The following is a 16774-nucleotide window of genomic DNA, read 5'->3' on the forward strand; positions in this document are numbered from 1 at the left end:
GGTTTTAAGACTAGAATACTCTCAAAATTAACCTCATTAACAATTATTCAATTCATTAATAAGTTTACTTTTGATAGAAATATTAACAACTTAAAAATTAGTATTATTTAAATGCACAACGGGTTAGTATTATTTAAATGCACAACGGGTAATAGAATTAAGTAAGGACTACGAAATTTTAGTTAGAACTTTTAAGGTCGAAGGATAATTAGTAACTTTTTAGGTGAAGAAAATAAAAAATTATTCAAACCTGTTATTAGAAATGAAAATGATATGGTTTTAATTTCTAAAATTAACTTTGGTAATAAATCAACAAAAATTGTTATCTATTATAAAAACGAAGTTATTTTTTCTGAAACAACAAAGGGAAAGGGTGTATTTAACAAAGTTTACAAATTATCTGAAAAAGAGAAAAGTAATTACAGAATTGTTATAAATACAGATAATAGAACGTATGTTAAAGAATTTGCAATTTAAAATTTAGTTAATTGATTTTATCAAGTTATTGGTACATTAGATACTGAAAGTGAGTCTTAAAAGACTCACTTTTTTTGTTTTACTATTTATTTCTAAACATTAAGAAAAATTAGGTTTTCTTTTCTCTAAAAAAGCAGTTGTTCCTTCTTTAAAATCATCCGTACCAAAACATTCTCCAAATGCCTCAATTTCAGCCTCAAAACCATTAACACCATCTTCAAAATTTGCATTTATAGCTCTAATTGCTTCACTAATTGCGGTAGAAGAATTTCTCATAATTTTACTTGCAATTTTCTCTGCTAAAGGCAACAATTCTTCTTGAGTAGTTACATAATTAACCAAACCACAATTTTTAGCTTCTTCTGCTGCAATCATTCCTGCAGTCATAATCATTTCCATGGCTTTACCTTTACCAACTAATTGTGGCAAACGTTGTGTACCACCATAACCAGGAATTACTCCTAAAGAGACTTCTGGTAAACCCATTTTCGCATTGTCTGAAGCAATTCTAAAATGACAAGCCATTGCCAATTCTAAACCGCCACCTAGCGCAAATCCGTTTACTACTGCAATTACCGGAGTAGATAAGTTTTCGACAAAATCAAACAACATTTCTTGTCCTGCTCTAGCCAAAGTAGCTCCTTCATCTACAGAAAAGTGAGCAAATTCAGAAATATCTGCGCCAGCAACAAATGCTTTATCTCCGCTTCCTGTTAAAAGAATTACTCTTACTGCTGCATCTTCTTCTAAAGACTTAAAAGCATTGTGTAACTCTTCTATTGTAGCTTTATTTAAAGCGTTTAATTTTTTAGGACGATTAATAGTAACTTTTGCTAAACTATTATTTTTCTCAACTATAATATTTTCGAAATTCATTTTTTATGATTTTTAAATTCCTGTCATCACAGGAAGTGACAAATTTTTAAGTTTTTGGTAAGATTACTGTAAAAACAGTACCTATTCCTTCTTTAGATGTAAATGAGATTGAGCCATCATAAGCTTCAATAATATTTTTTATAATCCCTAAACCTAGTCCCATTCCACTTGTTTTTGTAGTGAATTTAGGTTCAAAAACCAATTCTTTTACATCATCAGAAATTCCTTTTCCATTATCTGAAACTGTTATTTTTACTGCATTTCCATCAGAAAAAACTTTCACTTCTATTAAAGGATTTTCTTGTTTTTCTAATGCCTGACTTGCATTTTTAACCAAATTAGTTACAATTCTTATCAATTGTGTTTTATCTAAATTGGCAAACAATTCTTTTTCTTTTGGAAAGTATTTTATAGAGTCTTCATTAAAAATATCTAATGCTAATTTAACAACACCAATTACTTCTATTCTTTCCCTTTTTTGGGTTGGCATTTTTGCAAAATCAGAAAAAGCAGACGCAATAGAACTCATAACGTCTATTTGCTGTATTAAAGTCTCACTATATTCTGCTAATTTTTCTTTTACATCTTCATCCTTCGGATTAAATTTTCGCTCAAAACTTTGTACCGTTAATCGCATTGGAGTTAGCGGATTTTTAATTTCATGAGCAACTTGTTTCGCCATTTCTCGCCAAGCCTGTTCACGCTCACTTCTCGCTAGTTTTGCTGCGCTTTCTTCTAGTTGATCGATCATACTATTATAAGCTTCAACTAAACCCCCTATTTCTGAACTCGCTTTATCTAATATAATTTTTTCATTTCTTTCATTTAAACGCGTTTGCTGCATTTTATCTGAAATCGTTTTTATAGAACGTGTAATATAACTTGATAAAAAATATGCGAGAGCTATAGCTATTAAAAACATAAATACATATACAAAACTTAATCTCGAAATAAACTCTCTTAACTCGTGTTTAATTTCTGAATTATCTTGTGTAAACTGCAATTCTAAAATTCCAATTCGTTTAAATTTTGGGTCATTTATATAAGAAAATGAAGATTGATAACCAATACCATCTTCTTGTCTGTCTTTTAATATTTTGTGATTGGAATTTTGTGCTAATTCTATTAATATTTTTTCTGGAATTGCTTCTACATCAATTTTTTCGAAAGCACTTGCAATAGAAGATTTCAAGAGCACTCCATTTAAATCGTAAATAGAAATATTTAGTTTATTAATAGATGATATTTCGTAAATACGTTCTTTAAAAATTTTAGGTAAATTTCCTGTATTTACAGGATATGTTGTTTTGTTTTTAAGTTCTAACTCAATGGTTTCTTTTGTAATTGCTTCTTTACGCTCAAAACGTTGAATATTATAGTCTTTTGTTTGTTCATCATATTGAATAATAGTTACACCCAAAATTAAAACGGATGCCAATAATACCAATAGAATCATCGATAAAAAAATACGTATTCTTAAAGATATGTTTTTTATGTTAATCAATTCTTTTTGTTTTTATAATCATCTTCAAAAATTGTTCCTAAAACAAAGTTTTTTAAATTTAGCTAAAGATAATCAAATAAAAAAGTCATTACAAATTACTGTAATGACTTTTTCTTTTTTGTCATTTTAAGTGAAATGAAATGGTATCGAAAAATCTATTTTTTAAAAACTCTAATGTGAGATTTCTGCATAAAGTCGAAATGACACTCTTATTCAATCATTCACCACAAACAAGCTAAATAAACTTAAAAAAAGGCTGCGCCTTTAACCTACGATATTTACAATTTTTCCAGGAACAATAATTACTTTTTTAGGTGTTCTCCCTTCTAATTGCGAAATTGTTTTTTCGTTTTCTAAAACTGCTTTTTCTATTTCTTCTTTTGATAAATCAAGAGAAAGTTCTAATGTAAAACGCATTTTTCCATTGAAAGAAATAGGATAATTCTTTGTGCTTTCTACTAAATATTTTGCATCAAAAACTGGGAATTCAGCAGTAGAAATAGATTTCTTATGACCTAATTTACTATATAATTCTTCTGTAATATGTGGTGCATAAGGCGATAATAAAACCAATAAAGGTTCTAAAATTTCTCGTTTGTTACATTGTAAAGCAGTTAGCTCATTTACAGCAATCATAAAAGTAGAAACCGAAGTATTAAAAGAGAAATTCTCGATATCTTCTTCTACTTTTTTAATGGTTTTATGTAAAACCTTTAGCTCGTCTTTTGTTGCTTTTTCTTTAGAAACCTCAAATTTTTCTTCGTTAAAATACAGTTTCCATAATTTCTTTAAGAATGATGAAACACCAGAAATACCAGAAGTTTTCCAAGGTTTAGCTTGTTCTAAAGGTCCTAAAAACATTTCAAATAAACGTAATGAATCTGCACCATATTGCTCCACAATATCATCAGGATTTACAACATTGTATTTCGATTTAGACATTTTTTCTACTTCTCGCCCTACTTTATAAACTCCGTCTTCTAAAATGAATTCAGCATTTTTATAATCAGCATTTAAAGGATGGTTTTTAAAACCATCAACATCTAAATCATCTGAAGCATTCACTAATGAAACATCAGAATGTATTGCTGTTTTTGTAATCATTACTAAATCTGCAAAATTAGGATTCAATAATTTTTTATCTAATAAATAATTTTTAACAACTGTTTCAAATTCATCATCAGAATTAAATGCGTTTTTAGACACAAATATATCTGGAATTTGCTCAATAACATCGTCATTAGATTTATCTATATTACAACCATTTTTAACAAAAGCAGTTGCTTTATAAACAAATGCAGAAGTTCCTAAAATCATTCCTTGGTTAATCAGTTTTTTCGCAAACTCATCTACAGGTACAATTCCTTTATCGAACAAGAACTTTTGCCAAAAACGTGCGTATAATAAATGTCCGGTTGCGTGTTCAGATCCACCAATATATAAGTCAATTTCTTTCCAATAATCTAAATTTTCTTTCGAAGCAATTTCATTTTCGTTGGTTGGATCCATATAACGATTAAAGTAATATGAACTTCCTGCCCAACCTGGCATTGTGTTTAATTCTAAAGGATAAACAGTCTTGTTTTTTAACTTATCGTTAGAAACTACTTTTTTTCCACGAGAATCCCAAGCCCATTCTGTTGCATTTCCTAAAGGTGGTTTTCCATCTTCTGTCGGCAAGTATTTTTCTACTTCTGGCAATACAATTGGCAAGTGTTCTGCATCAATCATTTGTGGCATTCCATCTTTATAATAGACAGGAAATGGTTCTCCCCAATAACGTTGTCTGCTAAAAACTGCGTCTCTTAATCTGTAATTTATTTTCCCGTAACCAAAGCCACGTTTCTCCATTTCAAAAATGGCAAGTTTTAGTGCTTTCTTATATTTTAATCCTGATAAAAAGTCTGAATTTGCAATTTTTGTCCCCTCTTTTCCTGTATGAGCTTCTTCAGAAATATCTACGCCTTCAAAAATATTAGGAATCGGAATTCCAAAATGTGTTGCAAAATCATAATCACGTTGATCTCCACATGGAACTGCCATAACAGCTCCTGTTCCGTAGTTTGCTAACACGTAGTCTCCAATCCAAATTTGAACCTTTTCACCAGAAAAAGGATGAATTGCATACGCTCCAGTAAATGCACCAGAAATGGTTTTTACATCTGCCATTCTATCACGTTCAGAACGTTTTGCTGTTGCTGTAATATACCTTTCAACGTCTGCTTTTTGAGCGTCTGTTGTTATTTTAGAAACCAACTCGTGTTCTGGAGCTAATGTCATAAAACTTACTCCGTAAATTGTGTCTGGTCTTGTTGTAAAAACATCAATTTTATAGGACTGTTCAGCTTCATTTGTAGTAAGAATCTTTTTACTTTCTGTTTTTTGAACTTTAGGAAATTGAATTGCAAAATTAATTTCAGAAACAACTTTTACAACATTTTGTAAAACCTCTTCGTTTGTAAAACGAATAACATTAAAACCTTCTTTTTGAAAATAATTTGTTCTAGCTTCTTCATCTTCTTTGCCAGAAAATTCAACAATTAAATTTTTTGCAATACAAACATAATCTACCAAAAAGGTACCAATAGTATATTTTTTTCTAAATTTTGATGCTCCTTTTTTACTCTTTATTTCATTCCAAAGCGTAGTTTCTGCTTTCGATAGATTTTGACGTAATTCTTTTAATATTTCTAATTCTTTGTAAGATAATTTTACTTCAGAATTCGTTTTTGTAGAAGTTCCTTCGACTTCAAAAGAAACCATTGCTCCTTGTGAACGACCAATCCAATTGGTTTGAGAATCTTTTAATGGCTGTGGCCAATCGATAGTTTCTAAACCATCTAACAAACGTTGTGCATATGCAGAAATTCGCATAGACCATTGTGTCATTTTTTTACGAACAACAGGGTGACCTCCACGTTCTGAAACTCCGTTTACAATTTCGTCATTTGCCAAAACGGTTCCTAAAGCAGGGCACCAATTTACTTCTGTATCAGACAAAAATGTTAAACGGTATTGTAATAAAATTTCTTCTTGTTCAACTTTTGAAAACGCTTTCCATTCATCCGCAGAAAAAGAAACAATTTCTTCATCTGAAACTGCATTTACTTTTGCATTACCTTCTTTTTTAAAGATCTTAATCAAAGTAGAAACATCTTCTGCTTTATCAGTATCTTTATTATACCAAGAATTGAACAGTTGAATAAAAATCCACTGTGTCCATTTATAATATTCTGGATTTGAAGTTCTTACTTCTCTGCTCCAATCGAAAGAAAAACCTATTTGATCTAATTGTCTTCTGTATGTTTTTATGTTTTCTTCTGTAGTTTTTGCTGGATGTTGACCCGTTTGAATAGCATATTGTTCTGCTGGCAAACCAAAAGAATCATATCCTTGAGGATGCAAAACATTAAAACCTTTATGACGTTTGTAACGTGCATAAATATCAGATGCAATATAACCTAAAGGATGCCCAACATGTAAACCCGCGCCACTTGGGTAAGGAAACATGTCTAACACATAATACTTTGGCTTTTCTGAATTTTTTTTGGCTTTAAAAGTTTCGTTTTTTGCCCAAAATTTTTGCCAATTTTCTTCTATTTCTTGATGATTGTATTGCATTTCTATTCTTGTATTTAAAGGTGCAAATTTACATTTATTCTATAAAATAAAATCATTTGTAATCCGCTAAATTTTAATCATTAAAAAACCACAAACAAGGTTTGTGGTTTTATAAATAGATTCTATTTATAAATAGAATTAATTTTTTATTTCTTCTACTACTTCCTTTGATATTGATACAGAAACCATTGTTTTACCAAATGCAAAATACATCGTCATATCATCACCAAAAGCAATTGTAAATGCTTCGTGCTCTTTATCAGATTCTGTTACAGTACCCTTAACTCTTGCTACATCATTCTCATCTTTATGAAAGTAAGCTCCCCAAACATTTAATTGACTGCTTATTGCAATAGTCCATTCTTTTTCCCCAGGAATAGCGTACATAGTATAAGTACCAGATTTAATTTTTTTACCTCCAAAAATTACATCTGAATAAAAAGTAACTTCAGTTGCTTCATTCGCACCGATTCTCCATTTTTTTCCTTGAGGCGCAAGTCTCTCTACAGTTCTTCCTTTTAATTGCGGTCTACTATAAGTAACTTTAACTACTTTATCTGCTTTTTTCCAGTGATATGGAAATCTTGCTACGTCCATTGGACTTTTATCTAATGGATCAAATTCTTGAGCAGAAATTCCTGTTGAACAAATTAATGTAATTGTAAAAACTGCAATAGATAGGATAGATTTTTTCATTTATTGTTTTATTTTTTATTGAGTTATAATTGTCAAGTCTTTCAAAAATAGAAATCATTATAATAAAAAGCTACTAATTTTTTGTTAAGGTTTAATGACAACTGCAATCTGAACTGCAATTTTTGTCTTTTTTTGAAGGAAAAAAATATTTCTTTATTAAAAAAGCAACGGCTAAAACGACTAAACTATAGGCTATTATTTCTTGCATTAACTTAAAATTTGATAAATGATAAATGAAGATATATACGCCAAACCAGTCATTCCAAAAAGTTGAATTAATGGCCATTTCCATGTTTTAGTTTCACGTTTTACAATGGCTAATGTTGCCATACATTGCATCGCAAACGCGTAGAAAACTAATAAAGACATTCCTACAGGGAAATTAAATAGTTTGCCGCCAGTTGCATTTACTTCAGAAGCCATTTTTTGTTTTATGGTTGTTGTGTTTTCATCATCTGCTTCTACACTGTAAATAGTTGCCAATGTTCCTACAAAAACTTCACGAGCTGCAAAAGAAGTTATTAAAGCAATTCCTATTTTCCAATCATAACCCAAAGGTTTTATTGCTGGTTCAATAGATTTACCCATAATTCCTATATAAGAGTTTTCTAATTTTGCTGATGCTATTTTTTGATGTAACTCGTCATCCAATAAATTCTGATTGTCTACATTTTCTATGACGTTTTTTTCAGCATTCTTATAAGATTCTGGTCCATTTGAAGCCAAAAACCATAAAACAATTGACAATGCTAAAATTATTTTTCCTGCACCCAATACAAATGCTTTTGTTTTTTCTAAAACATCGAAACCAACATTTTTTATAGATGGTAGCTTATAATTTGGCATTTCTATTACAAAAAATGATTTCGTTTCTATTTTTAGAGTTTTATGAAGAATATAGGCAGCTAAAATTGCGGTTGAAAAACCTAATGCATATAATGATAATAAAACCAAACCTTGCAGATTTAAAAAACCGAACACTTTCGTTTTAGGAATAATTAAAGAAATTAAAATTGCATATACTGGTAACCGTGCAGAACAAGTTGTAAACGGAACTACTAAAATGGTAATTAATCTTTCTTTCCAACTTGAAATTGTTCTGGTTGCCATAATTGCTGGTATTGCACATGCTGTTCCAGAAATTAATGGAATTACACTTTTACCGTTCATACCAAAACGACGCATAATTTTATCCATTAGAAACACCACTCTACTCATATAACCTGTTTCTTCTAATACAGCAATAAATAAGAATAAAATAGCAATCTGTGGAATAAAAATAATTACTCCGCCAATTCCAGGAATAATTCCTTCTGTTAATAAATCTGTTAGAATTCCGGGTTGTAAATTGTTTTTTGCAAAATCTGATAATTGCGCAAAAGTACCGTCAATTAAATCCATTGGTAATGTAGCCCAATCAAAAATGGATTGAAAAACAACTAATAGAATTAAAGTGAAAAATACATATCCGAAAATTCTATGGGTAAATACCTTATCTAATTTGGCGCGTAAATCTGTTGCTTTGCTTTTATCAACTATATATGTTTTTTTTAAAATTTTATTAATTTCTTGATACCTATAAATAGTTTCTTTATGTTGATACTTCTTCAGTTTAGAAGCATCTTTTTTAAAAGCTACAAGCTTGTCTTTTTCTTCTTTGGTAATTGTAGTTGGATAATTATTTTGAGTAACCATTAACCATAATTCATACAAAGAATAATTAGGACTTATTTCTTTTAATTTATGAAAATAATCTGGATCTATTTTAGAATTTATCCCGCATAAAGGTGAAGCTTTTGCAGCAACATGACAACGAATAATTGCAGCTTTTACGTCATCTATTCCTAGATTTTTACGTGCGCTTATTAAAACAACTTCTGTATTTAGTTCTTTTTTAAGCAAAGACAAATCAATACTAATTCCTTTTCTATCCATTTGATCTACCATATTGATAGCCAAAACTGTAGGGACTTCTAAATCTTTAATTTGTGAAAAAAGTAATAAGTTTCTTTTTAAATTTTCGATATCAGCAACTACCAAAATTACATCTGGCGATTCTTTAATATCTTTTTTAAGCAATGTTTTTAAAACAATACTCTCGTCTATAGAAGTTGGATTTATACTATAAGTTCCAGGTAAATCTGTAATTGTTGCATTCTGCGTTGCAGACAGTTTACTAATTCCTTGTTTTTTATCTACCGTAACTCCTGGGTAATTACCAACTTTTTGATTTAAACCTGTAAGTTGATTAAAAAGTGAAGTTTTACCTGTATTAGGGTTTCCTATTAAAGCAACTTTTATGTTGTTTTTAGGCATTATTAATTTGCTTTAAGGATAATAATTTGTGCTGCAGTTTCTTTTCTAATTGCCAAATGACTTCCGTTTACACAAATATATAATGGGTCTTTTAGTGGTGCAATTTGCACTAATTGTACTTCTGCACCTGGCAAACAACCCATTTCTAATAACTTTAACGGAATAAAATCTAAAGATTCTTCAGAAATATAACCTATTTCTCCGATATGTAAAGATGCAATTGTGCTCAACGTTTTTTATTTGGAAAGCAAAGATAGGGATTTAGAATGATTCTAAACAAGTTATTCTCTAGCATATTCCTCTTTTAAAAGAGCAACATCTTCTTTTAACTTTATCATGTCTTCTTTTTCAGTTCCATCATAATAACCTCTAATGCGTCTTTCTTTGTCTACCAATACAAATTGTTCTGTATGTATAAAATCATTTTCATCACCAGTTCCTTCATCAACAACAGCAAAATAACTTTTTCTTGCAAGTTCGTAAATATGTTTTTTAGCACCAGTAGTTACATTCCATTTACCATCAATAACACCTTTTCTATTTGCATATTCTCTTAAAACAGAAACACTATCTATTACCGGAGTTACAGAATGAGATAAAAACATTAAATTTTTATCATCTTTATAATACGCTTGTAATTCACTCATATTATATGCCATTGCTATACAAATAGTTTGGCAACGAGTAAAAAAGAAATCGGCAACATAAATTTTGTTTTTGTAATTGTTATTAGTGATGATTTCTCCATTCTGATTCGTCAATTTAAAATCTGCAATGGTATGGTCTTTTGTAATATGCTTTAAAGAAGCATCTACTAAACGTGGATTTACATCAGATGGACTATAAATTTTTAGTTTTTTATCAACCTTTAATAAGTGATAAAAAACAGGAATGACCACAGCTGAAAAAACAACTAAAAAAATAAGTGTAGGAAGCGATTTTTTAAAAAACTTAAAATCCATAAAACATGTTTAATTCTGCTAATTTACGACTTAAAAATCCCATAAAAAAAAGAATCAAAAACAATAGTAATCTAAAATCTTTGTTAAAATAAAAATGAACCTTTATTTGCGCTTTTTATAATCTCTTTAAAAACGTACATTTGCGACTATTTTAATTATGATTTAACACTGAATGGAAATATTAATAAAAGCATCTCAATTTATTTTAAGTTTATCTTTACTAATTGTTTTGCACGAATTAGGGCACTTTATCCCTGCAAAATTATTTAAAACTAGAGTAGAAAAGTTCTACTTATTCTTCGATTATAAATTTTCAATTTTCAAGAAAAAAATAGGTGATACTGTTTACGGTATTGGTTGGATTCCTTTAGGAGGTTATGTAAAAATCTCTGGAATGATTGATGAAAGTATGGATACAGAGCAAATGGCTTTACCTCCACAACCTTGGGAGTTTCGCTCTAAACCAGCTTGGCAACGCCTTATTATTATGCTTGGTGGTGTATTTGTAAACTTTGTTTTAGGAATCTTTATCTACATAATGTTAATGTATGCTTATGGAGAAAAATTTTTACCGAATGATAATTTAACTGATGGTGTTTGGGTACAAGATTCTTTAGCTACAAAAGCAGGTTTAGAAACTGGCGATAAAATATTAACTATTGATGGTGAAAAAATTAGAAGATTTAATGATATCACTTTAGGTTTAATAAATGGAAATAATTATCAAATTGAAAGAAATGGTGAAGTTATTGATAAAGAAATTCCTATTGATTTTATTTCTGATTTAGTAGACAGAGGAAAAGATGCTGGCGCTATTTTATTACCAAGATATCCGTTTGTAATTGCGGGTATTTCTGAAGGTTCAGTTAATCTAAACTCCGATTTAAAATCGAAAGACATTGTTGTTTCTATTAATGGAAACGCTATAAAATATTTTGATCAAGCGCAAGCTGAATTAGATAAATACAAAAATCAAGATATTTCTATTACCGTAAAAAGAGGAACTGAAATAAAAGAAGTTGCTGTAAAAGTTACTGACAAAGGTAAATTAGGTGTTGGTATTGGGCAATTATCTTTTAAAGATTTAGAGAAATTAGGTTATTATAATTTAGCAGATATTCAATATTCATTTGCAGAAGCTATTCCAGCAGGGTGGAACAAATCTTGGAAAACTTTAACCAATTATATTAAACAATTAAAAAAAATATTTAACCCAAGTACTGGTGCTTATAAAGGTTTAGGTGGTTTTATTTCTATTGGAAGTATTTTTCCTGATGAATTTAGCGCAGAATCTTTTTGGAATATTACAGCATTCTTATCTATTATGTTAGGTTTTATGAACTTATTACCAATACCTGCTTTAGATGGTGGACATGTAGTTTTTACGCTTTGGGAAATGATTACAGGTAAAAAACCAGGAGATAAATTCTTGGAATATGCGCAAGTTGTAGGTTTTATTCTATTAGTAGCTTTACTGCTTTTTGCAAACGGAAATGATATATTTAGACTCTTTAAGTAAAACTTAATCTAAAAAAAAAAGCCTCATAATTAAAATTATAAGGCTTTTTTTATACTCTTAAGGATCGATTAATAAATGAAAACCAAGTATATTCTGTGTTGCAATTATCGCAAGCATAGCCTTTGGTTCCTGGTATTAATCGAGCAATACCTTTTCTTCTCATTCTGTGCTTAGACACAGATTTACATCTCGGACAAGCTTTCATGTTAGTTATAGTTAATATTTGTTTAAACAGGTGCAATATAATGAAAATGAACCATATAGAGATACGTATAATTACCCATTTATGAAACCTATTTATCTAACTCGTAGTTTACATTATTTTTGAAAAAATATTTACAACATAAATTATGAACAAAAAAACCATCACTCAATAAATAATTGATGGTTTATAATTAAAAATTTTAAAATCTATTTTTTAGAAGATGAATCTTCTTTCGATTCTTCCGATTCTTCCGATTTTACTGTTTTTTCTTCTACAATGTCTATCACTTTTTCTTCAGAAAGATCTTTTCCTTTTAAATAATTAGGCAATTCCATACCAGCCATGTTAAACATTTCTTGCAATGGTGGTACTGCTTTATACATTCCAGAAATAAAGTTAGAAGTTGATGTTTTGCCATCTGCTCCTCCACCATTTTCCCAAACAGTAACTTTATCAATTTTAATATTTTTAATAGCTTCTGCCTGAATTTTCACTAATTCTGGCAATTTATCAGCAATTAATAATAATGCTGCGTTTTGAGAATCGTTTCCAGCTGCTTTTACTATTTGATCGAAACCAGCTGCTTGTTTTGTTAAAACTTCAAACAAACCTTTTGCTTCTGCTTCTGCTTTTAAGAAAATAGCATCTGCTTCCCCTTTTGCAATTCTTCTAATATTTTCTGCTTCTGCTTCTGCATCAATTTCTACTTTTGCTTTTGCAATTTCAGCAGGAATAACTATATCTGCGTACTTTGTAGCTTTATCTCTAGATGCACGCGCATTTTCTGCTTCTTGTTCTGCTGCATAAGCTTCTTCAAGTGCTTTTGCTGCTTGTACTTTTTCTGTTGCAATTGCTCTTTTTTCTGCTTCTGCTTCTCTTTCTCTTCTTAAAGCATCTGATTCTGCAATAGAAATTTTAGCTGTATTTTCTCCTGTTATTGCAAGTGCATCTGCTTCAGAAGTTTTAATTCTTTCTGCTTTTAAAGCTTCTGCTTCTCCAATTTTTGCTAATGCAATAGCATTTGCTGTTTGTACTCTCTCATTTTGATTTGCATTCGCTTCTCCAATTTTTGCTTCTGCCATTGAAGCTGCAACCAACGTTCTTTCGTTTTGAGCAGCTTTTGCTTCTCCAATTTTTGCCATTGCTTGTAATTGAGAAACTTTAATTCTTTCATCTTGTACAGCGTCTGCTACACCAATAGAACCATCTCTAGTTTTTTCTGCTACTGATTTACGTGCTGCGTTAATTGCATGTGCTGCTGCTTCTTTCCCTAAAGCTTCTATATAACCAGATTCATCAACAATATCTGTAATATTTACATTAATTAGTTTTAAACCTACTTTCTTTAATTCTGTTTCTACAGATTTAGAAATATTGGTTAAAAACTTATCTCTATCGTTATTAATTTCTTCAATATCCATTGATGCAACTACCAAACGAAGTTGTCCAAAAATGATTTCTTGTGCTAATTCTTGAATTTCATTTTGCCCCAAACCTAATAAACGCTCGGCAGCATTTTGCATAATTCCTGGTTCTGTAGAAACACCAATTGTAAATCTACTAGGTACATTTACACGAATGTTTTGTTTAGAAAGGGCATTTACCAGATTCACCTCAATAGAAATTGGTGTTAAATCTAAAAACTGATAATCTTGAATTACCGGAAAAATAAATGCGGCTCCACCATGAATACATTTTGCAGATTCACCACCACTAACCTTACCATAAACCACTAAAATTCTGTCTGAAGGACATCTTTTGTAGCGTTTTATCATGGCAATTATCAATATAAAAATAAAGAGAATTGCGATTCCTAATCCTATTAATCCTGCAAAAGGATTACTTTGTAATACAATAAAATTTAGCATATTTTTTTTTAGTTTTGAGGTTCTATAATTAATAATCCGTTGTTTGTTACTTCCACTACTTTAATAATCTTTCCTTGCTTTAAATCTTCATTATGGTCTGTTAATGCTTCTAGTTCTCTTAAAGCTCCTTGTATTTTAATCTGAATTTTACCTGTGCTAGATCTATTTGCACCCACTGTTAAATACACTTCTCCAATAGAATTTAAAGCGTTTTTCATTTTTAAAGTTCCACTAGAAGTTAATTTACTGATGTAATAAAATAATGCAGCCATTACAAACATCATTGCTAAACCACAAACTATAGAGATAAATATGGTAACCATTTTTGAGTTACCAGCGTCCATACTTGCAATTCCGCTCCAACCAAAAATAGCAAAAAACGCTACCAAATTTTTCAATGTAAAAAATTGAAACCCTGCGCCTGTATCTACATCTATTTCTGCATCTACATCACCAATATCATCTGAATCTACACCAATTATTGTGGTTATTAACACAAACAAAAACATCAGTGTAGAAATACCCGTAATTATCCAATATGTTTTTTGAAAAGAAGTTAATTCTTGAAACCATTCCATCATAGCAATTGATTTTTTAAAGTGACTAAATATAAAGATTTTTGACTGAATAGAACACGTTATTCTATCAATATAAAGAGAAACTCGTTTTTTATTAAATCAACATTATAAGAGTGCTTTCTTTTGTTGATTTACTGCTTAAAAATAAGCCAGAAGTATTAAAGTATTGTTGAGTTTCAATTATTAGTAGCAGAAAACAGTGTTTTGTTACAAAAAAAATTAAAAAACAAAAAAAAGCCTTGATAAAATTTATCAAGGCTTTTTTAAAAATATTTTAATTATTATCTAGAAGTTATAACGTAAACCAAATAAAACATTGCTAGATGGCATTGGTAAAAAACCAGATTCTACGTATTCTGCATCAAAAATATTGTTTGCAGTAACTGTAAAATTAAATTTATTAAAGTCTACAATAACAGAAGCATCCCAAACATTGTAACTTGTACCTACTGTTCTGTCTGCGTGTTTGTAAATTATATTTTGTCTTACGTTTTTAAATAATTGAGAAGAAAAACGTGTAGTAAAATGATGCTTTAATGTATTTAATCTATAACGAGATAGACTTCTGTTTTGATCATTTATATCATCTTCTATAAATGTGTATCCAAATACTAAAGTTTGATTAAATTCTTTAATTTTAAAAGTATAATTTGCATTAAACTCCAAACCTTGTGTATTTACTTTAGCAATATTTGTTGCAGTAAATTTGTTCTGTGAAGCATCTTGTTTAATAAAATCTATAATATTATTTGAAGCTCTAGTAAATAAAGCGAATGTTGCAAAAAAGTTGTTATTTGTATATTTTAATCCAAATTCTTGTGCAATTGCCTCTTCTGGTTTTAAGTTAGAATTACCAGAAGTACTAGAATCATTATAAAATAAATCTGTATATGTAGGTATTCTATAGGTATAACCTATATTCCAATAATATTTTAAATTATCTGATAATTTCATACCAATATCTAAACCAGGAAATGCATGAAATTTAAAGTCAGAAAAATAAGTTGCTGCAACACCTGGAGTAATATCAACAGAACCAAATTTAAAACGGTGTTCTAAAAATACGTTTGCCATCGTTCTGTTTCTATTTCCTAAATTATTACTACTTATAAAAATTCTAGAAACATCTACACCAAAACCTGTAATACCTAATTCTGAAGTATAAGAAGCATTTGTCTCTACACCTACTTTATTTGTAATATGTAAATTTCTATAAAAACTAGGATCATCTCTTTTTAATAAAAAGATATCTTGCCCTCTTTTCCAATAAATTCTTGGTGTAATTTTAAATTTTTCTGATTTAAAAGTCGTTTGTACACCTAATAAACTATTTTGAGTTTCCTCATATTCATTAAAACCCCAAGAAGCTGGAGTGTAAAAATTTTGTGCTCCAAATTTCTTATCGAAAAAAGTAGCTAATACTTCTATAGGCTGTTTTTTCTTGTTGAAAACTCCCTTTAAGAAATAATTGTAATTATTATAATCTGAATTTTCTCTATAACCATCTGAAGTTAAAGTACCAACATGTGCAATTATTGATGAATTTTCAAATTCTTTACCAACAGTTATAGAACCATTTTTTTGTCCGAAAGAACCTGCTTCAATATTTACAGAAACCGTATTTGACAATTTCTTTTTGGTTACAATATTAATTGCTCCTGTAAATGCATTTTGCCCAAAAATTCTTGCAGCAGGACCTTTAATAATTTCAATTCTCTCGATAACTTCAATTGGTAAAGCAGCATTTAATGTATGATGACCTGTTTGCGCATCGTCCATTTTAATACCATCAATTAACAATAAAGTTTGATCGAAACCACCACCTCTAATGTATAAATCTGCTTGACTACCAGCAGTTCCTCTTCTTCTAATATCTACACCTGCAACTTGTTGTAATAAATCTGCGACGTTTGTTGCTGCACTATTTTTTATGTCTTTAGCAGAAATAACATTAATTGTTCTTGAGTTTTTCTTAAATGGTAAATCGATTCTTGAAGAAGTAATTACTACTTCTTTTAAAGTATCTCTTTTTACAGTATCTACTTGTGCTTTTGCATGTATAGTGTAAAATAATACGGCAATTAGTAAGGTAATTTTTAATTTCATAATTCGTTATTTATATAGCCTACAAAAGTCGTAACTTTCCGGACGA

Annotated in this window: 12 protein-coding genes and 1 pseudogene; 3 read left to right on the plus strand and 10 right to left on the minus strand. The window is 29.7% G+C overall.

Annotated elements, in window-relative coordinates; all coding sequences use genetic code 11:
• Window positions 1-111 (plus strand): annotated as a pseudogene (locus tag V3V28_RS01925) (IS982 family transposase); the annotation flags it as partial.
• 162 nt (window positions 112-273) lie between these two features.
• A complete protein-coding gene (locus tag V3V28_RS01930; RefSeq protein ID WP_331363332.1) occupies window positions 274-477 on the plus strand; it encodes a hypothetical protein in 204 nt (67 codons plus the stop codon).
• A 99-nt stretch (window positions 478-576) separates the two neighbouring features.
• Here V3V28_RS01930 and V3V28_RS01935 read toward each other — a convergent pair whose 3' ends face one another.
• The 7 genes from V3V28_RS01935 to V3V28_RS01970 all read right to left on the minus strand — a co-directional run bounded on the left by V3V28_RS01935 (window position 577) and on the right by V3V28_RS01970 (window position 10452).
• Entirely contained in the window at window positions 577-1353 is a 777-nt protein-coding gene (locus V3V28_RS01935; protein ID WP_331363333.1) for an enoyl-CoA hydratase/isomerase family protein, read from the minus strand.
• Between the two features lie 46 nt (window positions 1354-1399).
• Window positions 1400-2809, minus strand: coding sequence for a sensor histidine kinase (locus V3V28_RS01940; RefSeq protein ID WP_331363362.1), 1410 nt, complete (start codon window positions 2807-2809; stop codon window positions 1400-1402).
• 312 nt (window positions 2810-3121) lie between these two features.
• Window positions 3122-6478, minus strand: coding sequence for a leucine--tRNA ligase (locus V3V28_RS01945; RefSeq protein ID WP_331363334.1), 3357 nt, complete (start codon window positions 6476-6478; stop codon window positions 3122-3124).
• 138 nt (window positions 6479-6616) lie between these two features.
• Window positions 6617-7174, minus strand: a complete 558-nt coding sequence (locus tag V3V28_RS01950; protein WP_331363335.1) for a DUF2911 domain-containing protein — start codon at window positions 7172-7174, stop codon at window positions 6617-6619.
• 207 nt (window positions 7175-7381) lie between these two features.
• Window positions 7382-9490, minus strand: a complete 2109-nt coding sequence (gene feoB, locus V3V28_RS01960; RefSeq protein WP_331363337.1) for a ferrous iron transport protein B — start codon at window positions 9488-9490, stop codon at window positions 7382-7384.
• 2 nt (window positions 9491-9492) lie between these two features.
• The gene (locus tag V3V28_RS01965; protein WP_331363338.1) at window positions 9493-9720 is read right to left on the minus strand and encodes a FeoA family protein; all 228 of its coding nucleotides are present in this window, start codon (window positions 9718-9720) and stop codon (window positions 9493-9495) included.
• A gap of 51 nt (window positions 9721-9771) precedes the next feature.
• Window positions 9772-10452, minus strand: a complete 681-nt coding sequence (locus V3V28_RS01970) for an SCO family protein (protein ID WP_331363339.1) — start codon at window positions 10450-10452, stop codon at window positions 9772-9774.
• Between the two features lie 172 nt (window positions 10453-10624).
• Between V3V28_RS01970 and rseP the strand changes: the two genes are divergently transcribed.
• Window positions 10625-11971, plus strand: coding sequence for an RIP metalloprotease RseP (gene rseP / locus V3V28_RS01975; RefSeq protein WP_331363340.1), 1347 nt, complete (start codon window positions 10625-10627; stop codon window positions 11969-11971).
• Between the two features lie 411 nt (window positions 11972-12382).
• Here the strand turns inward: rseP and V3V28_RS01980 are convergent, their stop codons facing one another.
• From V3V28_RS01980 to V3V28_RS01990, 3 genes are all read right to left on the minus strand, one after another.
• Window positions 12383-14044 carry a flotillin family protein gene (locus V3V28_RS01980; protein WP_331363341.1) on the minus strand — a complete coding sequence of 554 codons (1662 nt, stop codon included), beginning with the start codon at window positions 14042-14044 and terminating at the stop codon, window positions 12383-12385.
• Between the two features lie 8 nt (window positions 14045-14052).
• The gene (locus V3V28_RS01985; RefSeq protein ID WP_331363342.1) at window positions 14053-14622 is read right to left on the minus strand and encodes a hypothetical protein; all 570 of its coding nucleotides are present in this window, start codon (window positions 14620-14622) and stop codon (window positions 14053-14055) included.
• 285 nt (window positions 14623-14907) lie between these two features.
• Window positions 14908-16728 (minus strand): TonB-dependent receptor plug domain-containing protein, encoded by a 1821-nt coding sequence (locus tag V3V28_RS01990; RefSeq protein WP_331363343.1) that lies wholly within the window; start codon window positions 16726-16728, stop codon window positions 14908-14910.
• Between the last annotated feature and the right edge of the window lie 46 nt (window positions 16729-16774).

This window comes from Polaribacter sp. (genome assembly GCF_036480315.1).
GTDB lineage: Bacteria > Bacteroidota > Bacteroidia > Flavobacteriales > Flavobacteriaceae > Polaribacter.